Here is a 20368-nt window from a genome sequence, read left to right on the forward strand (position 1 = left end):
CCCATCCGGCCACACGCCGGTAAACGAGGTGTCGAATGACGAACCGAGTCTCCGTATTGAACCGTTGCGAAGCCAGCTTCCAGTCCGAGGGCACGACCTACGGCAACATCCAGATCCTGAACCTGGGCACGGACGGCTGCCACATCGAGGTCCCCGAGCAGGCCAAGGTTTCCGGTGATTCCGTGGTGGAGGGCTGGTCCCTGAGCCACCCCCTGCTCCCCGCCGAGTCCATCCAGGCCCGGGTCATCTGGGCCAACGGCCCGGCACGCGAAGGCTACCGGGAGGCCGAGGTGCTCTTCCTGGGCGCTTCGGACGGCTACCGGCGCGGGCTGAAGAAGTACGTCAACCTGCTCCAGACCGCCAGTCCCGAATGCACCGCCAACGACCTGGTCGGCATGCCCTAGCCCTTCCTCGCCGAGGTGGCCGAGGGGCCGAGGCACGCCGGGAAAAGAAAGGATCAGCCAAGCTCCCGCAGGCGCTTCGTCTGGCGCTGGATGAGCAGTTCCACGTCCGCGACGTCCAGGGCTGCCATGGTCAGACCCCCGCCACGTAGCCGCCGTCCACGCGGATCGTGGAACCGGTGACGTAGGACGCGGCCGTGCTGGCCAGGAAGGCGGCGACGTTGGCGTACTCCTGGGGCTCGCCGTAGCGGCCCATGGGGATGGCGGCGGTGCTCTCGGCGGTGACCGTCTCCACCGCCTTGTTCTCACGCTTGGCCTTCTGTTCGTCCAGGAACCGGGTGCGGCCGGTGCCGATGCGGCCGGGGACCATGATGTTGGCCGTGACGCCGTCCCTGGCCACTTCCCGGGCCAGGGTCTTGGACCAGCCCACCAGGGCGACCCGCAGGGCGTTGGACAGGCCCAGGTTGGGAATGGGGGCGAGGACCCCGGAGGAGGTGCTGGTGATGATCCGGCCCCAGCCCCGGGCCTTCATGCCCGGCAGGACCCGGTCGGTGATGGCGATGACCGACAGCACCATGGACTGGAAGAACCTCGCCCACTGGGCGGGATCCTGGCCGGCCACGGGGGTCGGCGGCGGGCCGCCCGTGTTGTTGAACAGGACGTCCACGGGGCCCAGGGCGCCTTCCAGGGCCGTCACATGGGCGTCGATGGCGGCCAGGTCGCCCAGGTCCCAGAGGATCCCCAGGGCCGTGCCGCCCAGCGAACGGATCTCCGCTACCGTCTGGTCGAGGGCTTCCGGGCTCACGTCCGCCACGGCGACCCGGGCGCCCTCCCGGGCGAGGGTCGTGGCCACGGCGCGGCCGATGCCGCCTCCGCCGCCGAGCACCAGGGCTGTCTTCCCGCTGAGTCCGAATTCCATCACATCTCCTTTAGACGGGGGTGAGAGCCTCGCCCCCGCCCAGCACCGCATGCAGGTTGTCCAGGGCCATGCGAAGCATGAGGGCACGGGTCTCGTGGGTTGCGGAACCGGCGTGGGGGGACAGAAGGACGTTGGGGAGGTCGAGCAGGGGAGAGGCCCCGAGGGGTTCCTCCTCGAACACGTCCAGCGCCGCGCCCCGCAGGGAGCCCCGGGCGAGGGCGTCGCACAGGGCGGCCTCGTCCACCACGGAACCCCGGGCGAGGTTCACGAGGTAGCCGGGACCCAGGGCGGCCAGCACCTCGGCGTTGACGAGGTGGTGGGTGTCCGGCCCGCCCTTGCACGTGAGGATCAGGACGTCCACTTCGGAGGCCATGGCCCGGGCGTCGGGGAAGTGGCGGAAGGGGATGCCCGCCTGGGGGCGCCCGGCATAGGCCAGGCTGGGGCCGAAGGGGAGCAGGCGTTCGGCGATGCCCCTGCCGATGCGGCCCAGCCCCACGATGCCCACGCGCTTGCCGGCGAGACCGGTGGTCAGGGGGTAGATGCCCCCGCGCCAGGCGCCGGTGCGAACGTGCCGGTCCGCCCGGGGGATCTCCCGCAGCAGCGCCAGCAGCAGGCCCACGCCCAGCTCGCACACCGCCGCGTCCAGCACGCCCGGGGTGTTGGTGACCACGATGCCCCGTTCCCGGGCCCAGGCCACGGGGATGCCGTCGAACCCCACGCCGGAGGTGGCGATGATCCTCAGGGCGGGCAGGGTTTCGAGCACCTCGGTTGAAAGTTTCATGTTGCTGCGGGTCAGGAAGCCTCGCACGGAGGCGCGAAGGGCCGCGTCCCGGCCAGCCTCCTCCGGCGTGTGGCAGGCGAACTCCAGGTCGATGGCCGCCTTCTGGGGCGCGGTGAAGTCGCCGACGCGGATCAGGTCCTCCATGATTCGCCTCCCTGCCTCAACCCTACCCTAACTTCCCTGAAATCCACCCTCCTGGGAGAAGGGGCCGGACTGAAAGGCAACTGAAAGGCACCCCCCCTAGAATCCGGTTGATACCTCCACGTTTCCAGCCTCAGCCAGGAGCGCCAATGCGTCGACTTACCCAAAGTCTCTATGTGCAGGTCATCGCCGCGATCATCATCGGCATCCTCCTGGGGCACTACAACCCCCACCTGGGCTCCGCCATGCGGCCCCTGGGCGACGGCTTCATCAAGCTGGTGAAGATGCTCATCGCGCCCATCATCTTCCTGACCGTGGTGCAGGGCATCGCCCACATGGGCGACCTCAAGAAGGTGGGCCGGGTCGGCGCCAAGGGCATCCTCTACTTCGAGATCTTCACCACGGTCGCCCTGGCCCTGGGCCTGCTGGTGGCCAACTTCTTCAGGCCGGGCTCCGGGATGAACATCAACCCGGCCACCCTCGACACCAAGGCCATCTCCATCTACACCACGGGCAAGCACCTCTCCACCGTGGATTTCGTCATGAACATCATCCCCAAGGACGTGGCCGACGCCTTCGCCAAGGGCGACATCCTGCAGATCCTGCTCTTCGCCATCCTCTTCGGCGTGGCGCTGGCCTACCTCAAGGCCGACGGCACCCTGGTCATGAAGGTCATCGACGGCCTGAACAAGGTCTTCTTCCGCCTGGTGGCCATGGTCATGCGGCTGGCCCCCGTCGGCGCCTTCGGCGCCATGGCCTTCACCGTGGGCGCCTACGGCCTCAAGAGCCTGATTCCCCTGGGCAGGCTCATCGCGTGCTTCTACTTCACCAGCGCCCTGTTCGTCGTGCTCATCCTCGGGGCGGTGCTGTCCTGGACCGGCCTGAACATGTTCAAGTTCCTCCGCTTCATCCGCGAGGAGATCCTGATCGTGCTGGGCACCTCCTCCTCGGAATCCGCCCTGCCCCTGATGATGGAGAAGATGGAGCGCCTGGGCTGCTCCAAGTCCGTGGTGGGCATGGTCATCCCCATGGGCTACTCCTTCAACCTGGACGGCACCTCCATCTACCTCACCCTGGCCTGCCTCTTCATCGCCCAGGCCACCAACACCCACGTCACCTTCGCGCAGCAGCTCTACATCCTGGCCATCCTCCTCCTGACCTCCAAGGGCGCGGCGGCCGTCACCGGGGGCGGCTTCATCACCCTCGCCGCCACCCTTTCCGTGGTGGGCAACATCCCCGTGGCGGGCCTGGCCCTGCTGCTGGGCATCGACAAGTTCATGAGCGAATGCCGGGCCATCACCAACCTCATCGGCAACGGCGTGGCCTCGGTGGTGGTGTCCAAGTGGGAGGGCGAACTGGACCTGGAGCGGGCAAAATACTTCCTGGACAACCCCAAGGTCGTGGAGGAGGAGGAGTACGAGCTGTCCCGGGTCCCCGCCATCGCGGGCGTGCCCGAAGAAGCCTAGACATCATGTATTGGCCTGACACGAATCAGGCGGGCCGTTAGAACGAGATCCCCGGGGGCTCTGCCCCCAGACCCCCGGGATTTATCGCCTGAAGCCCAGAAACTGGGCCGGTTGGAAAGGCGGTTGCCAAGGACGGGGCCGGATGACTCCGGCCCACCCTGTTTCCGGGCCCGGGTCGGCGCTCGGGTCGCATCCCTGCGGTAGCCCTAACCTCCGCCCGGCTGTCTAAAGGGTGGTGCGCAAGGCCCACCGAGGCATGGCCCCAGGCTCCTCAAAGGGGCCTGTCCGTCCTTAAATGACGCGGGTTAAGCTCAGTGCGCATTACACAACCGGCTCAGAGCCGTAATTGAGGAGGACAGGCCGTGAACGATTCTAGCAAGGTGAGCAAGTACGTCGGGCTGGATGTCCACAAGGAGACGATTGCGGTCTCGGTGGCTGAAGCCCACGAAGGGGAAGTTCGGTACGTGGGTGAGATCGCCAATACACCGGAGGCCGTGGTGAAACTTGTGAGGCAACTCCGGAAGGATGGCGCGACGCTTTCGTTCTGCTACGAAGCGGGCCCCTGCGGTTACATCCTTTATCGGCAACTACTCGCTTTACGGCTGGAGTGCCAGGTTGTGGCGCCGTCCCTCATTCCCAGGAAACCTGGGGACCGGGTCAAAACCGACCGCCGCGATAGTCTGACCTTGGCCAGGCTCCACCGGGCCGGGGAACTAACGGCAATATGGGTGCCCGACGAAGCCCAGGAGGCCCTGCGGGATCTGACCCGGGCTCGGGAGGACCTGAAGCATTTGCAGCACGTCGCCAAGCAGCGACTGTTGGCCTTCCTGCTGCGGCACGGGCGGACCTATTCCGGAAAAACCCGGTGGACCCAGGCCCATCTCCGCTGGCTGGAAACCATGAAGTTCGACCAGCCGGTCCAACAAATCGTCTTTCAGGAATATGTCGATACGGTCCAGGCCATGACCAGACGGGTTGCGGCCTTCGACGAGCAGATCGAAACCGCCGGATCGAGTTCGGCCTTCTCCAGGCTGATCGAAGGCTACATGGCCCTGCGCGGGATCAACCGCCTCACTGCGACCACGATCGTGGCTGAGATCGGCGATTTGAGGCGATTCGCCAATGCACCCCAGTTGATGAAGTATCTGGGGGTGGTTCCCAGCGAGCATTCCAGTGGCGAGACCCGGTCCCGCGGGGGGATCACCAAGACCGGCAATGGCCATGTGCGCAGGGTCCTGGTGGAGGCAGCATGGACCTACCGGCATCCCGCGAGGAAAACCCCGAGCCTGCAAAGACGGGCCGAACGTGCTCCAGAAGCAGTGCAGACCATCGCCTGGGCTGCACAGAAGCGCCTTTGCGCACGCTACCGGCAGTTCGAGGCCAGGGGCAAGAAGAAGGTCCAGACCTGCACGGCCATCGCCCGCGAGCTGACCGGCTTCCTCTGGGCCATTGGCCAGGCCCTGCCACCGCCTACCCCCAAGCCTTAGCTGGCTGAAGTGCAGCCGCAGTGTGTCGGCAGCAGAACGGACAACGGTGGGAGAATCCTCGAACCCTCTAAGAGGCATTCGCTTCTGGAATGACCCTCGCCACTAGATCGAGGCAGCTCCTCGACGAACCCGTTGTCATGCGGTACCCAACCCGCGCATATCAGACTGATCAACCGTCGGCATGCCGTCCGTTCTGCTCCCTACACACTGCCGGAAAAGAGAAATAGTTGGCTGCCAGCCTTGACAGGCCAATACATATTGTCAACCGACTTAAGTATTGAGCAGCCAGGCGTCATAAGTTCTGAGCACCCCCCCTTTGAGTGTTAATGCCCGGCAAGTGCCGGAATGGAAGCGGCCAGCGCAGCGCCCGCCGTCCCAAATTCAATGAACCAATTAAGCTACTGATGCTCGTCCTGCGCAGGGGCGGGTGTGGGAAACGCCAGAGCGTTTTCCAGGCGCAGCCCGGTGGGGTGGATAGGTTGTTGACCCGGAGGGCGCCCCGCAGGGGCGTTGCCTGTTGACCCGGAGGGCGGGCCAGAGGCCCGTTTCGCGCAGCGAAATCCATCAGGCAATCCATCAGCCTTTCCATGCCGCCGCACCCGCCCCGGGGGGTGGGTCGCGGCCTTGGGGCCATCGATGCAGGCGCACCTGGTTTCCTTTCTGGGTCGGCGGCGGGATTCAGGAACCCAGCCCCTCCCCCTTGCGGAGCAAGCCGGACAGGCGCTTTTCACGCAGCCGATAGCTCTCGCCCTTGATGGAAATGACGTGGCTGTGGTGGAGCAACCGGTCCAGGATGGCCGTTGCCAGGACGTTGTCACCGAACACCTGACCCCAGTTCCCCACCGGCTGGTTGCTGGTGAGGATGATGCTGCCCTTCTCGTAGCGGCGGTTCACCAACTGGAACAGCAGATTCGCCGCCTGACGCTCAAAGGGCAGGAACCCGACCTCATCGATGACGAGTACGGCAGGCTTCGCCAGGTGGGCCAGGCGCTCCTCCAAGCGGCCTTCCATCTCGGCCCGCGTCAGCTGCGCGACGAGGCCCATGGCGGGCACGAACAGGCAGGTGGCGCCCTGCTCGATCACCTTCCGCCCCAGACCAATGGCCAGATGTGTTTTGCCGACGCCTGGGGGGCCGAGCAGGAGTACGTTCTCGCCGTTGGCGATGAACCGGCCGGTCTCCAGCTCCCGCAGGAGCTTCCGGTCGATGGAAGGCTGCTGGGTGAAGTCGAAGTCATCCAGGGTGCGCTTCAGCGGGAAGTGGGCAATCATCGTCGCCATGCGGTTCCGCTTTTCATCCTTGGAGGCCACCTCATCAGTCAGGACGGTGTCCAGGAAATCCATCAAAGTGCCGTCGGCTTTGGCAGCGCGCTCGAGAATCGAGGCCAGTCTTTCCCGGGTCGACGTGAGCTTGAGCCGGGTCAGGTGCCGGTTCACCCGTTCCATCTGGGGGTCCATCATGGTCATTCCCCCACCGCCAGGGTGTAGTCCTGGAGTGACCGCTCCAGCTCGTTCGGCCCCGGCATGTTGTGGGTTTTGCGCACCAGGCCCTCGAGGTGACTGGGCACTTGGATGGTCCCGAACCGGCCCGGCAGAATGTCATGCTCCGCGACCAGCTTGCCCCGCCAGAGAACAGTCATTTCGCCGCAGACCACTTCCAGGTTCACGGACTGCCCGACCAGCTCGTAGGGGATGCTGTAGCGGTTCGTGTCCAGCTCCACCCGGCAATCGCTGGTGACCTTTCGGATCAGGCGCCGGACCTTCAGGTAGCTGGCATGGTTCCCCAGCGGGAGTAGCTCCGCGGCCTCTCGCTCGAAACGGTCGATGGGTCGCTCCTGCGTAGTGCCGTGGATCCGCACATCGGCAATCTCGGCCATCCACCAGTCCAGGTGGGCGTGTACGGCATCCCAGCTCGTGTAGGCGAGGCGCCCCAGGGCATTGCCTTTGACATATTTGACGCCGCTCTCCACCTTGCCTTTGGTTCGAGGCCGGTAGGGCCGGCAGGCCCGGGGCCGCATGCCCCAGTGGGCGCAGAACGCCTTGAACTCGGGGTGGTAGTGCGGCTCGTCGTCCTTCCAGTGGATGACCAGGGCCTTGGCATTGTCGACGAGACACTCCTTCGTGGCCCCGCCGAAGTGCTGCATGGCAGCCTCCAAGCCCTCCAGCCAGTGCTGCTGGCGCATCGCCGGGTAAATCCGGGCGAAGGTCCGGCGGGAATAACCGAGGGTCGCCACGAACACGAACGCCTTCACCCGCGCCTCACCCACCACGATCCACTTCTCCCCGAAGTCGATCTGGAGCTGCTCGCCGGGATCCGTCTCGAATCGGAGGGTGGCGGCTTCGGCCGCGCGATGCTCCTGCCGCCAGGTCTCGACGGCCCTCTCCACCGTGCGCAGCCCGACCTCCACGCCTTTTGCGGCCAGTTGCTGCCGCAGGACATCGGCGTTGCGGACCCCGCAGGTGAATTCGCTGCGGAGGTAGTTCTCCTCCTGGGCCAGCTTCCGGGGCCGCCCCATCACAGGCCGGTTTGTAGGAAGGCCGCGGTCGAGCCAGCCCCGGATCGTGTTTCGGGACCAGCCCCACTCCTTGGAAATCGCTTTCACGCTCCAGCCTCGTTTATGCAAGCTGAAGAGGAGCGCTACTTGCGATTCATCCAACATCCGAACTCCTGGGCAGACCTCTCCCAGGTTGTTATAGATTTGCTCCATGACCTCTCCTTGGCGTTCAGGGGGGTCAGAACTTATGACGCCAAGTGCTCAGTTTCCGATGTCGCCCGACACATATCAGAGGGTGTTTTAGAAATAGATGGCCCCGCGACGGTGTCCAGAAGCGTGATTATCGTGCGCAATGCCCGCAGGATGGATTGGGAATCCATTCAAGGGCATTGCGCACGATAAGCGCGCTTCTGGGCACCGCCCTCCGGGTGATGGCAGCGTGCCCGCCAACTCTGCGTCAGGCTCGTCGACCGATGTCCCGCATCGGTTTTCCTCGCCTTCCTTGATTTGCCGGGCACGGTGCCATCATCGCGGGGCCTTCTATTTCTAAAACACCCTCTAGGATTCCCTCGGCGATCCTCGGCCCTTCGGCCACCTCGGCGATGCATTCCGTTTCAAGCCTCAACGGCGCATTTAAGATGCGCGCCGCAGGTTCAAGGAAAAGGAAGGCATCGCCGAGGTGGCCGAGGGGCCGAGGTTCGCCGGGGAAGGATCAGGGGAAGGTGACGGTGACCACCAGGCCGGTTCCTTCCTTTGGATCCGACAATTCGATCACGCCCCCCAGGGCGTGGGCGACCTCCTGGGCGATGGACAGGCCCAGGCCGCAGCCCTGGGTGCCGTCCACCTGGAGGCGGCAGAAGCGTTCGAAGACCCTCTGCCGGTCGGCCTCGGGGATGCCGGGGCCGTTGTCCTCCACCTTCAGGACGAGGCCCACCCCGGGGCGGTCCACCGACACCGTCACGACGCCGCCGGCCTGGGTGTAGTGGAGGGCGTTGTCCACCAGGTTGGCCAGCAGCTCGTGGAGCATGGAGGAGGAGCCCGGCACCTCGGTCTGGTCCGTGCGGACCTCCAGGCCCAGGTCCATGTCCTTGGACTGGGCCAGGGCGGCCTGCTCCTCCAGCACCCGCTGGGCCAGCGCGGCGACGTCCACGCGGTTCCGGAAGGGGAGGAACGAGGCTTCGGCCCGGGAGAGGCTGAGGAGTTGGTTCACCAGGCGGGTGCCGGCGCGCACGCCCTGGAAGATGGCGGTGAGGGCCTGGTCCTTCTGGGCGGGATCGGGGTTGCGCAGGCCGAAGTTCACCTGGGTCTGCAGCACGGTGAAGGGGGTGCGCAGCTGGTGGGCGGCGTTGGCGATGAAGCGGCTGCGCACCGCCATCTGGGTGTCCAGGCGCTCCACGTAGCCGTTGATGGCCCCCACCAGCGGCTGCAGCTCCGTGGGGACGGGGCCGGGGTCCAGGGGTTCCAGGGAGCCGGCGTGGCGTTCCTGCACCCGGTCCCGCAGCAGGAGGATGCTCTTCAGGGCTCCCCGCAGGGCCAGCCACACCAGGACGGCCACCAGGGACAGGGTGAGCAGCTCCTGGCGGATGTTGCCGAGCCAGACCCGCTGGGCCAGGCTGTCGTGGGCCTGGAAGGTCTCGGCCACCTCGATGACCACCGGGCCTTCGCCGGGTGCCCCGAAGACCGGCTGGGCGTAGGCCACCACGCGCACGGGCTCGTTGCGGACCCGGGTGGTGAAGTGCAGGGACTCCTCGGGACGCAGGTCCCCGGGGGGCGCGGGCACCTCCGCGTAGCCCGACAGGAGCACGCCCCGGCTGGAGGCGATGCGGTAGTAGACCCGGTCGCCGGTGTCGCCCTGGAAGAGCTCCAGGGCCGAGGGGGGGATGGCCACCTCGATGATGCCGTCCTCGTAGCTGATCTGCTGGGCGATGGTGCGGGCGGAGCCCAGGAGCAGGCGGTCCTGCACGACCGTGGCCATGGCCGCGGCGTCCCGGCGGGACAGGAGGATGCCCAGGCCCGCGCTTCCCGCCAGGGGCACCAGGAGCCACGCCAGGATGCGGCTGCGCAGGCTGGTCAGTCTAATCGACATGGCGCGGCTTCAGCAGGTAGCCCAGCCCCCGCAGGGTCACGATCACGGCGTCGCCGGGCTCGAGCTTGCGGCGCACCCGGTGCACGTAGATCTCGATGGCGTCGGGGTTGACGTCCTCGTCCAGGGAGAAGAGGCTCTCGGCCAGCCCGCGCTTGCTCACGGTCTTGCCGGCCTTCATCATCAGCATCTCGAGCACCGAGTGCTCCCGGGGCGTGAGCGAAAGGGGCGCGCCCGCCAGGGTGAACACCCGGGAATTGGTGTCGTAGGCCAGGGAGGCGCAGGTGAGGACGGGGTTCTTCTGCTGGTTGGAGCGCCGCAGCAGGGCCCGCATGCGGGCCTCCAGCTCGTGGACCTCGAAGGGCTTGGCCATGTAGTCGTCCGCGCCGATGTCCAGGCCGTCCACGCGGTCCCTGGTGCCGTCGAAGGCGGTCAGGATCAGCACGGGCACGGGGTTGCGCCGGCTCCGAAGGCGCTTGAGCACCTCCCGGCCGTGGAGGCCGGGCAGGGCCAGGTCCAGGATGACCAGGTCGTAGGTCTCGGTGGTCAGGCGCAGGTCGGCGTCGGCGCCGTCGTACGTGCACTCCACCGTGTAGCCGTCGGCGTGGAGCGTCCGGGCCAGCCATTCGGAAAGCGCGCGGTTGTCCTCGACCAGCAGGATCTTCATGGGGCGTCGGGCTCCTTCAGCGGATGGCGGTGACGAATTCGAGGGTGTAGGTGCTGGCCAGGTCGATGGTCTTGCCCTGGAGGCTCTTCTCGGTGCTTCGGAGGACCTTGAGCACGTGGGCGGGGCCGCCCTCGGGCATGCGGCCGTCGGGGATGAAGATGGCCTTGCTGCGGCCCAGGGCCTTCACGTACGTGGCCCGGTCCCCCCCGTAGTAGTCCGCGGGCATGTGGGCGGCGATCTCCGCGGCGGTGTGGGTCTGGATGTAGCGCAGGGCCTTGACGAGGGCGTTCACGAGCTTCTGGACCTCGGGCTTGTGGCGGGCCACCCAGGCGGTCTGCATGTAGACGCAGGCCGAGGGGTAGACGCCGCCCAGGGCCTTGATGGTGTCCTCGGGGGTGCGCAGGTCCACCAGAACCCGGGCCTGGCCGGAATTGAGCATCCGGGAGGCCGTGGGCTCCGTGGTCATCCCGGCCTGGATGGCGCCGCGGGTCATGGCGTTGATGAAGTTGTCCCCCGTGCCCACGGGCAGGTAGTTCACCTGGCCGGCCTTGAGCCCTGCGGCCAGCACCAGGTACCGCGTCAGGAACTGGGTGGAGGAGCCCAGGCCCGTCACGCCCAGGGTGCAGCCCTTGAGGTCGGCCATGGACCGGACGCTGCCCGGGACCTTGGCCGAGACCAGCTCCACCTCGCCCGGCGCCTGGGAGAACTGGATGACGTTCACCAGGGCCTTGCCCTTGGACTGCATGTAGAGGGTATGGTCGTAGAAGCCCACCACCCCCTGCACGGCCCCCACCAGCAGGACGTCCGCCCCGTGGATGCCGGACCACTCGCTGCGCAGCTCCACGTCCAGGCCCTCGGCCCCGAAGTAGCCCAGCTGCTCGGCCAGCTTCACCGGCAGGTAGATGATCTTCTCGACCCCGCCCACCATCAGGGTGATGCGCTCGCCGGCCGCCGCGCGGCCCGGGCCGGCAGCCAGGGCAAGGGCGAGCAGGCACTGCAAGAATCTCGAATCCATGGCGGCTCCTGCCGGGCGGGTGGGGCGGCCGGCCCCATGCCAGGATGGCCGATTTCCGGGGGAAAGGGTCGGGTCGCGTGATGGTTGTCACAGGGACGGCGGCTGAAAGCTGACCGAAAGGTCCGGTACCTAAATTCAATACCAGAACCTATCATCCGTCTGCCTTGAAGTCCGACCTTCCGGCCTCCGCCGGAGGCCTGGGCTTTGTCCGAAACGCCCCCTTTCCGAAAGGAATCCCCATGAACTTCACCCGGATCCTCGGCCTCTCCACCACGCTCGTGGCGGGCTGCCTCCAGGCCCAGACCGTCGACGTGCAGGCCGAGCTGGCCGCCCAGAAGGCCCGCATCGCCGAGCTGGAGAAGAAGGTCGCCCCCCAGAAGCCCGCCGCCGGTCCCCTCGCCTTCCCCGAGGCCCTCACGCCCTACATCCTCATCGACCTGACCCTGGTCAACAAGACCAACGCCACCGCCGACGGCCGCAACAAGTTCGACATGGGCGAGCCCTTCTTCAGCGGCAACCGCTGGGGTCTCAAGGGCCTGCTGAAGACCAACGTCGAGGATCTCGACATCATCTACAAGCTGGAAAGCGAATACTTCCTCTTCGACGGCGAGCAGGGCAAGACCAACGTGCTCTTCAACCGGGACGCCTGGATCGGCATCAGCGGCAAGGCCATCGGCAAGCTCACCATCGGGCGCCAGAACACCCTGGCCCGGGACTTCTCCGTGATCTACTGCGACCCCTTCAACCACGCCGAAGTGAACTACGACGAGGGCGGCTGGACCAACAACTCCTTCTTCAAGTCCCTGGTGTACTACGCCGGCGCCGTCAGCCTCAGCCCCACCACCGGCGGCCCCGCCCAGACGCGCCAGGACAAGGGCATCGTCTGGAAGAAGATGAACGACGAGGGCCTGTGCTTCGGCGCCTCCTACAACCTCAACTACGAGACCAACACCACCGTGAAGAACTCCACCGGGGCCGTGGCCCTGGGCTGGAACGCCAGGAACTGGCACATGTCCGCCTTCTACACCCAGGCCAACAACGCCGGCTTCACCCAGAAGTCCATGTCCGTGGGCGGCAACGTCCTCTTCACCCCGGCCCTCAAGGTCAACGCGGGCTACTTCCACTACACCGCCGAACAGGGCGGCGCGCATCCCGACCGCTCCGACAACGCCTACACCCTGTCCGCTTCCTACAAGGTGAACCCCAAGTGGACCCTGTATGCGGGCGTCCAGACCATCAAGGTCGACCACGCGGGCATGGCCACCGCCATCGGCACCATCCCCAACGCCTTCGCCAACGGCGCGAACCTGGCCTTCTACACCACCGGCAGCAAGGACTCCTACTACGCCGGCGTGCGGCGCCACCTGAGCAGGAAGATCGAAGCCTACGCCATCTACGACTACCAGAAGCTGCACGACGCCTACAAGCTGTCCACGACCATCCTCAAGGACAACCAGGCCGAGTACGGCGTCGGCCTCCGGATTTCCGCGCTGTAGCGCCGGTCGAAAGGAAACCCACATGTCGAATCCAACGCCCGAAAAGAGCGGATGGCAGGGCGCAAAACCCTTCCAGCTGCTGGCGACCGTCCTGGTCGGCTGCCTCCTCTATTTCGTCCTGCCCCGGTTCGCTCCGGTGCCGGACGCCAAGCTCTTCGCGGGTTCCGCGGGAGCCAAGGCCGCTTCCGCCAAGAAGGACAAGGCTCCCGCCAAGCCCGCCGGCGACAAGACCGTCGCGCCCGCTCCGGCCGACAAGGCGGCCAAGGTTCCGGCCGCTGCCCCGGTGGCCGACAAGGCGGTCAAGAAGCCCGCACCCTCCGCCAAGGAGCTGGCCGCCGCCCAGATCGAGGCCGAAGTGAAGGCCAAGGTGGAGGCCGGCCTCAAGGCCAAGGCCGACGCCGAAACCAAGGTCAAGGCCGAGGCCGACGCCAAGGCCAAGGCGGCCGCCGAGAAGCTGCGCCAGGAGGACTGGGTCCGGGCCCTGCACCTCTTCGCCATCTTCGTGGCCACCATCCTGGGCATCATCCTGCGGCCCCTGCCCATGGGCGCCGTGGCCATCATCGGCGTGGGCCTCACGGCCATCACCGGCACCCTGTCCATCGGGGACAGCCTCAGCGGGTTCTCCGAGAAGACCCTCTGGCTGATCATCGTGGCCTTCATGTTCGCCCGGGGCTTCATCAAGACGGGCCTGGGCACGCGCATCGCCTACTTCTTCATGAAGCTCCTGGGCAGGCGCACCCTGGGCCTGGCCTACGGCCTCGCCGCCACGGAGTTCTGCCTGGCCCCCGTGGTGCCCAGCAACACGGCCCGCACCGCCGGCATCATCATGCCGATCATGCGCAGCCTGGCCCGGGCCTACGGCTCCAACCCAGGGGACGGCACCGAGCGCAAGATGGGCGCCTATCTCACCATGACCTGCTTCAACATCGACCTCATCGTCAGCGCCATGTTCCTCACCGCCATGGCCGCCAACCCCATGGCGCAAAAATTCGCGGCCGACTTCGGGATCACCATCACCTGGAACAGCTGGTTCGTGGCGGCCATCGTGCCCGGCCTCGTGGGCCTGCTGGTCATTCCCTACGTGTTCTACAAGCTCTACAAGCCCGAGATCACCGAGACCCCCGAGGCCGTGGAGATGGCCACCAGCAAGCTCAGGGAGATGGGCCGCCTGTCCATGTCCGAGTGGCTGATGACCGGCGTCTTCGCCATCGTCCTCCTCCTGTGGGTCTTCGGCGACAAGTACCTGGGCATGGACGGCACCACCGCCGCCCTGCTGGGCCTGGGCCTCCTGCTGCTCACCGGCGTCCTGCACTGGACCGACGTGCTGGCCGAGCACAACGCCTGGGACGTGCTGATCTGGACCGGCGGCCTCATCATGATGGCGGGCTTCCTCAACAAGCTGGGCATGATCCCCTGGTTCAGCAAGGTCGTGGGCGCGTCCATGGCCGGCCACGGCTGGATCTTCGGGTTCCTGGTGCTCTGCCTCACCTACTTCTACGCCCACTACTTCTTCGCGAGCATGACCGCCCACGTGGGCGCCATGTATGCCGCGTTCCTGGGCGTGTCGATCACCCTGGGCGCTCCGCCCATGCTGGCCGCGCTGGTGCTGTGCTTCTTCTCGAACCTGCACGCCAGCATGACCCACTACGGCACCGGCCCCGCCGCGGCCATGTTCGGCATGGGCTACGTGCCCATCGGGACCTGGTGGCGCCTGGGCTTCATCATCAGCCTCGTGAACATCGCCATCTGGGTGTTCGTGGGCGGCGCCTGGTGGAAGGTGCTGGGCCTCTGGTAGCCCCGGAACCTCCGGAACGGGAACGGGCCGCGCAAGCGGCCCGTTTTGTGTAACGAAACTGGACAATGGTCGTTTACGTTCGTCCAGTCCTGGCACCCGCCGGCCGAGGCGGGGCCGGGGGGCGGATGGCGTAATCAAAGGATAAGAAGGTAGTTATATCCAGTGCGAGAACTGGCAAGGCTATTGCTAAGTATATGTGAAACCAAGAGCAGAGCCTGAACAGTCCCCCGGACGGGGCGGAGGCCTGCCCACCCTTCGGCGAGGACGTCCATGGCAGAGATCATCTATACGAAGTACCGCTGGTTCGTCCTGGTGACGATGTTCATCGTGACGGCGGCCTCCCTCTCCATCATGATCGCGCCCACGCCCTTCGCCGGCGAGATCGCCCGGGACCTGCACGTGGACCTGGGCGTGGTGCTGGCCTCGACGATGCTGGTCTTCGTGTTGTGCACGGCCATCTCGGCCCTCGTCGGCGGGTTCATCATCGACCGCATCGGGCTGGTGCCCATGTGGATCATCTGCTCGGTGGTGGCCATCGTGGCCACCCTCCTGATCCCCGTATTCGGCAAGACGATCGGGGGCCTCATCGCCCTGCGGGCGGTGCAGGGCCTGGTGAACGGGCCCGTCTCCAGCTCCATCACCACGTGCTGCGCCCAGTGGTTCAAGTACGAGGAGCGCACCTACGTGGCCGGCGTGCAGGGCTTCTCGGTGTCCATCGGCATCGCCATGGGGGTGGTCTACGCCCCGGCCGTGTTCAACGTCACCCACAGCTGGCAGCTGGCCCTGGCGGCCACGGCCCTGCTGCCGGCCATCGGGCTGGTGTTCGCCCTCATCGTCCACTTCGGCCCCAAGGCGCCCAACAGCGCGGCCTGCGAAGGACGCGACAGCCAGCAGGCCTCCTCCGCCGACTTCAGGAAGGCCGTCACCTGCATCACCTTCTACGTCCTCTGCCTCATGGGCTTCATCGACTCCTGGTGCCAGCAGGCCTACAACGACATGGCCAACGGCTTCTACGCCGTCGCCCAGCCGGTGGGCCTGGGCCTGGGGCCCATGGGCGCCGGTTCGAAGCTGGTCTACGCCTCGTACGCCATGGCCATCGGCACCCTCCTCGCGCCGGTGATCACCGAGAAGATCTTCAAGGGGAACCCCAAGCCGACCATCTTCTTCGGCTGCGGCATCGCCGGCCTGCTGGTGCTGACGGTGCGGAGCCTCCACCCCGCCAACACGGCCCTGCTCATCCTGGTGCCCTGCGGGATCCTCTTCTTCTCGTCCTTCGTGAACCCCACCGTCTACGGCTACATCGCCAAGCATTATCCCGCCAACATCTCGGGGCGCCTCGGCGGCCTGGTGATGGGGCTGACCATCTTCGGGGCCACCGTGGGCCTGGGGGTCAGCTCGGCGCTGCTGCACAAGACCGGCTACTACTGGGCGTCCATGAACGTCCTGGCCGGCGTCACGCTGTTCGGGGCGGCGGCCGTGCTGGCCCTGCGGCTCCCGAAGGGCTTCAACGTGGCCGCCGAAGCGTCCCAGGCTGAGAAACAGTAACCTAACTCAAGGAGTCACCCATGAAAGTACTGGCGGTCCTGGCAGGACGGCGCGGCGGCAACGGCGAGATCCTCGCCAAGGAGGCCCTGATGCGGGCCGAGGAGCTCGGCGCGGAGGTCAAGATCCTCAACCTGCACGACTACGACATTCGCCCCTGCACCGGGTGCGAGTCCTGCACGGTGAAGTTCACCCAGAAGCACGAGGCCCCCGAGTGCGTGAACAAGGACAAGGACGACATGGACGCGATCATGAAGGAGTGGCTGGAGGCCGACGGCGTCATCGCCGCCGTGCCCGCGTACTCCTTCATGCCCGCGGGCATCTGGCGGGTCTTCTCGGACCGCTTCCTGGCCTACGAGCCCAACTTCCATAAGCAGGTGGGCAACCAGGCCTACTTCCGGCACCGGGTGGGCGCCATCATCGGCAACGGCGGCTCCACCCGCAGCTGGATGTCCCTGACCCTGGAGTGCATCAACATCAACATGCTGAGCCAGGACATCAAGGTGGTGGACCAGATGATGGCCAACCGCGCGCCCCGCCCCGGCCAGATCCTGCTGGACGACGAGGCTCTCCTCCGGGCCCGCCAGCTGGGGGAGAACGTCGTGAAGGGGATCAAGGACTACGAGGGCACGGGCTTTTTGGGCGATCCCGGCCTGGGCTGGTGCCCCGAGTGCCACTCCAACGTGCTGTCCCTGGGCCAGCCGCTCTGGAACGGCGGCGGCTTCCCCATCGAGTGCCCCATCTGCCACTGCGGCGGGGACCTGGAGAAGGGCGCCGACGGACGCTGGACCTTCGTGCTGCAGGCCAACGGGCGCGAGCGCTCCATGCTCAACGGCATGGGCGCCAAGGACCACTTCTTCGAGATCAAGGAAACCATGCAGAAGTTCTTCATGAACATGGAGACCATCAACGGGAGGCGCAAGAAGTACGTGGACTACAAGCCCGAGCGGGTGAAGGCCAAGGTTTAGCGCTGGGTCTTCTTGATCTGGATGCCGTGCTTGCGGATCTTGTTGTACAGGGTCGTGCGGCTGATTCCAAGCCGCTTGGCCGCCAGGGTCAGGTTGAACCGGTCCAGCTCCAGCGCCTCCATGAGGGCGCGCCGCTCCGATCCGCCCAGGGAGACCTGGGCGGGCCGGGGCAGGGGGGCCTGGGCCTCGTCGTCGTCGGGGTCGGCCAGGACCTGGAGGACCTCCTCGGCGGTGATGGGGGCCTCGGATTCCAGGAAGCTGCACCAGCGCACGACGTTGCGCAGTTCCCGCACGTTGCCGGGCCAGTGGTAGCCCATGAGCACCTCCATGGCCCCGGGGGACAGGGACAGGTTCAGGCCGGCCTTGGCGATGAGGTGGCGGGCGATGAGGGGGATGTCCTCCCGCCGGGCCCGCAGGGGGGGAATGCGGATCTCGGCGGAGCTGAGGCGGTAGTAGAGGTCGGGCCTGAACTTGCCGCTCCGGCAGGCCTCCTTGAGCTCGTGGTTGGTGGACGCGATGATCCGGGCGTTGAGGGGCATCACCCGGGTGCCGCCGATGCGCTCGTACTCGCCCTCCTCCAGGACGCGCAGGAGCTTGCCCTGGAGCCGCAGGTCCATGTCGCCGATCTCGTCCAGGAGGATGGAGCCGCCCGACGCCAGCTCGAACTTGCCCTTCTTGGCCGCTACGGCCCCGGTGAAGGCGCCCTTCTCGTGGCCGAAGAGCTCGGACTCCAGGAGGTCGTTGGGGATGGCGGTGCAGTTGATCTTCACGAAGGGGCTGAAGGACCGGTCCAGGCTCCCGGAGTGGAAGGCGCTGGCCAGGATCTCCTTGCCGGTGCCGGTCTCGCCGAGGATGAGGATGGGGTGGACCCGCTTGCGGGCCACGTTGCGGCAGTGGGTCAGGAGCTTCTGGGCGGCCGGGCTCTCCCCGATGAAGTCGTCGAATGTGTAGTTGGAGTCGATGCGGGCCACGGCGTTGTAGATGTCCAGGCCCTCGGCGTCGCTGCTTTCGGAGAGGCTCGTGATGATCTTCTTCAGGCGGCTCATGGACCGGAAGAGGAGGGTGCCGATGGCGCCGGTGACCTCGCCCTTCCAGAAGACGGGGTGGAGGTCGGTCATGCACTTGCGCCCGTTGATCACCACCAGGATGCCCAGCTCCGGCCGCCCCGTGGCCAGCACCTTGTCGAAGGGGCTTGCGGGGTGCTTGATGCTGATGTGGCTGCCGATGGTGTTCTCCAGCGGGTCGCCCGTGAGATCCACCGACTTGCGGGTCTGGTGGAGGATGATGCCCTTGGCGTCCAGGACCACGGCCCCGTCGAAGGCCTCCTCCAGGAGCTCGTCCAGCACGCCGCCGCGGGTCTTGAGGTCGTTGAGGGACAGTTCAAGGGCCATCGGATGTGTCTCTCCATGGGGGCTGCCATCCGCTCCCGCCGATAAGACGATGAGATGGTAAAGAATGTGAACACGTGCGGTGAACGATTGTCCACTGTTGGTCCGGCGGCCGATTCGCGTGTGGGCCCATCCAATTTGTAAATATTGATTTTGATTGATTTTTGGATATGCAAACACTTGGCATAGTTGCTGCATTGTCAATGTGAAATCTGAACACGGGGATTGTCAACCCCTCCTCAAGACCCAGGAATTCGAAGGCCTGCCGCCCTCGATTCGGCGTAGCCCTGCCGGCTATGGCCTTCCGGCCTCGGGAGGAGCACCACCCCAGTCCGCCTTGGAATCCCCGCACCCTTCCCAACTCATCCGGACAGCCTGTCCGGCCCTCCCCACTCAATTTCAACCAACGAGGTTGTAATGAACAGAACCCTCACTGCCCTGACCGCGCTCGGCTTCGCCGCCATCGGCATGGCCCAGGCTCCCCCCGTGGAAGCTCCCGGTCTCAAGTTCACGGGCTTCATGCAGTTCCGCTACGAGTCCATCGAGAATCCCCGCGTGACGGCTTCGGAAGCCGGCCTCGCCCAGGTCGCCAACTACGGCCCGGCCTACAACAAGAGCGAGACCCGCGAGCTGGTGTGGTTCAACGTCGACAACCAGTTCGACGGCAAGACCCGCTTCCACGCCATTGTCGCAGCCGAACACCTGGGCGGCCGCACCACCAAGACCGACCTCCAGATCAAGGAAGGGTACGTGGCCGCCAAGTTCGGCGCATCCGAGATCGCCCTGGGCCGGTTCTTCTTCGACGTGGGTCTGGGCACCCTGGGCGGCGCGCCCTTCATGGATGGCGTGCACCTCTCCACCGGCAACAAATACGTCAAGGCCCAGGCCTTCCTCACCCGCTTCGGCAACCCCGGCGAACGCACCACCGCCGTGGGCGACAAGAGCTCCTACACCTACCTGGCCGGTGACGTCAAGCTCACGCCCGTGGCCGGCCTGACCCTGTCCGCCGCCTACTTCGGCGAGACCAGCGACCAGACCGTGGCCTCCGACCACCTGGGCGGCGCGCTCTACAAGTCCACCGCCTTCGGGTTCCAGTACAAGTACGAGACGAACCACACCCCCTGGTTCACGCTCACCGGGGAGTACGCCACCAACAACGGCGCCATGGCCAAGAAGATCAACTGCACCTACACCCCCGTCGCGGGCGTGGGCAACCCCATGAGCCCCACCATCGAGGGCGACGCCCCCAAGGCCTACTTCGTCAAGGCCCAGGTGCTCGGCGCCAATCCCTTCATGCCCGGCACCGGCGGCCTCTACGTGCAGTTCCGCAAGGCCGACGCGGGCTTCGACGCCATGGGCATGGCCTCCCCCACGACCTGGAACGCCCCCTTCAACTGGACCACCCCCGCCGGCGGCGGCAGCGCCGACAACCACAAGGGCATCGAAGTGGGCGCCGAGATCTGCGTGCTCCCCCGCCTCATCCTCAAGGCCCAGGCCGGCTACATGAAGCTCGTGAACATGAGGTCCACCCTGGACCTGGGGTCGCCGGCCCTGATGGCGGTCGCCTCCGTGACCCCCACCAACGCCGCTCCCGTGGTCGAAATGGTGACCGGGGCCAAGAACAAGGAAAGCCAGAAGTACTTCACCTGCGCCGCGTTCTACATCTTCTAGGGAAACGCGGGCGCCTGCGCGGGGAGGAACCCTCCCCTGCGGGCGCCCTTTCCCTG

Annotated in this window: 16 protein-coding genes; 8 read left to right on the top strand and 8 right to left on the bottom strand. The window is 66.3% G+C overall.

The window, feature by feature from the left end:
• The first annotated feature begins 35 nt into the window (after nt 1-35).
• Nucleotides 36-404: a hypothetical protein gene (locus ACZ5MC_RS02315; protein ID WP_306598653.1), complete on the top strand. Its 369-nt coding sequence runs from the start codon at nt 36-38 to the stop codon at nt 402-404.
• A gap of 130 nt (nt 405-534) precedes the next feature.
• Here the strand turns inward: ACZ5MC_RS02315 and ACZ5MC_RS02320 are convergent, their stop codons facing one another.
• Both ACZ5MC_RS02320 and ACZ5MC_RS02325 read right to left on the bottom strand, forming a co-directional pair.
• On the bottom strand, nt 535-1320 hold the full coding sequence (locus tag ACZ5MC_RS02320; RefSeq protein ID WP_306598654.1) for an SDR family oxidoreductase: 786 nt from the start codon (nt 1318-1320) through the stop codon (nt 535-537).
• Nucleotides 1321-1330: 10 nt separating this feature from the next.
• Entirely contained in the window at nt 1331-2245 is a 915-nt protein-coding gene (locus tag ACZ5MC_RS02325; RefSeq protein ID WP_464516945.1) for a 2-hydroxyacid dehydrogenase, read from the bottom strand.
• Between the two features lie 146 nt (nt 2246-2391).
• Between ACZ5MC_RS02325 and ACZ5MC_RS02330 the strand changes: the two genes are divergently transcribed.
• The gene (locus tag ACZ5MC_RS02330; protein ID WP_306598656.1) at nt 2392-3708 is read left to right on the top strand and encodes a dicarboxylate/amino acid:cation symporter; all 1317 of its coding nucleotides are present in this window, start codon (nt 2392-2394) and stop codon (nt 3706-3708) included.
• A gap of 380 nt (nt 3709-4088) precedes the next feature.
• Complete coding sequence (locus ACZ5MC_RS02335) at nt 4089-5195, top strand: IS110 family RNA-guided transposase (RefSeq protein WP_373432559.1); 1107 nt, start codon at nt 4089-4091, stop codon at nt 5193-5195.
• A gap of 678 nt (nt 5196-5873) precedes the next feature.
• Here ACZ5MC_RS02335 and istB read toward each other — a convergent pair.
• The 5 genes from istB to ACZ5MC_RS02360 all read right to left on the bottom strand — a co-directional run bounded on the left by istB (nt 5874) and on the right by ACZ5MC_RS02360 (nt 11452).
• Nucleotides 5874-6638, bottom strand: a complete 765-nt coding sequence (gene istB / locus ACZ5MC_RS02340; protein ID WP_464517770.1) for an IS21-like element helper ATPase IstB — start codon at nt 6636-6638, stop codon at nt 5874-5876.
• A 17-nt stretch (nt 6639-6655) separates the two neighbouring features.
• Entirely contained in the window at nt 6656-7795 is a 1140-nt protein-coding gene (gene istA / locus ACZ5MC_RS02345; RefSeq protein ID WP_464516056.1) for an IS21 family transposase, read from the bottom strand.
• A gap of 604 nt (nt 7796-8399) precedes the next feature.
• Nucleotides 8400-9773 (bottom strand): sensor histidine kinase, encoded by a 1374-nt coding sequence (locus ACZ5MC_RS02350; protein WP_464516946.1) that lies wholly within the window; start codon nt 9771-9773, stop codon nt 8400-8402.
• A complete protein-coding gene (locus ACZ5MC_RS02355) occupies nt 9763-10437 on the bottom strand; it encodes a response regulator (RefSeq protein ID WP_306598658.1) in 675 nt (224 codons plus the stop codon). The genes ACZ5MC_RS02350 and ACZ5MC_RS02355 overlap by 11 nt, the downstream gene beginning before the upstream one ends.
• Nucleotides 10438-10453: 16 nt before the next feature.
• Nucleotides 10454-11452 (bottom strand): ABC transporter substrate-binding protein, encoded by a 999-nt coding sequence (locus ACZ5MC_RS02360; RefSeq protein ID WP_306598659.1) that lies wholly within the window; start codon nt 11450-11452, stop codon nt 10454-10456.
• A gap of 239 nt (nt 11453-11691) precedes the next feature.
• On the opposite strand from ACZ5MC_RS02360, the gene ACZ5MC_RS02365 reads away from it, so the two are divergent.
• From ACZ5MC_RS02365 to ACZ5MC_RS02380, 4 genes are all read left to right on the top strand, one after another.
• Complete coding sequence (locus ACZ5MC_RS02365; protein WP_464516947.1) at nt 11692-12948, top strand: porin; 1257 nt, start codon at nt 11692-11694, stop codon at nt 12946-12948.
• A gap of 22 nt (nt 12949-12970) precedes the next feature.
• On the top strand, nt 12971-14743 hold the full coding sequence (locus ACZ5MC_RS02370) for an anion permease (RefSeq protein WP_464516948.1): 1773 nt from the start codon (nt 12971-12973) through the stop codon (nt 14741-14743).
• 270 nt (nt 14744-15013) lie between these two features.
• The gene (locus ACZ5MC_RS02375; RefSeq protein WP_464516949.1) at nt 15014-16288 is read left to right on the top strand and encodes an MFS transporter; all 1275 of its coding nucleotides are present in this window, start codon (nt 15014-15016) and stop codon (nt 16286-16288) included.
• Nucleotides 16289-16308: 20 nt separating this feature from the next.
• A complete protein-coding gene (locus ACZ5MC_RS02380; RefSeq protein ID WP_464516950.1) occupies nt 16309-17253 on the top strand; it encodes a flavodoxin family protein in 945 nt (314 codons plus the stop codon).
• Here ACZ5MC_RS02380 and ACZ5MC_RS02385 read toward each other — a convergent pair.
• On the bottom strand, nt 17250-18644 hold the full coding sequence (locus ACZ5MC_RS02385; protein ID WP_306598664.1) for a sigma-54 interaction domain-containing protein: 1395 nt from the start codon (nt 18642-18644) through the stop codon (nt 17250-17252). The two genes, ACZ5MC_RS02380 and ACZ5MC_RS02385, sit on opposite strands and share 4 nt — an antisense overlap.
• Nucleotides 18645-19058: 414 nt before the next feature.
• Between ACZ5MC_RS02385 and ACZ5MC_RS02390 the strand changes: the two genes are divergently transcribed.
• Nucleotides 19059-20312, top strand: a complete 1254-nt coding sequence (locus ACZ5MC_RS02390) for a hypothetical protein (RefSeq protein ID WP_464516951.1) — start codon at nt 19059-19061, stop codon at nt 20310-20312.
• Nucleotides 20313-20368 lie beyond the last annotated feature (56 nt).

The sequence above is a fragment of the Mesoterricola sp. JemC181 genome, from assembly GCF_055384585.1.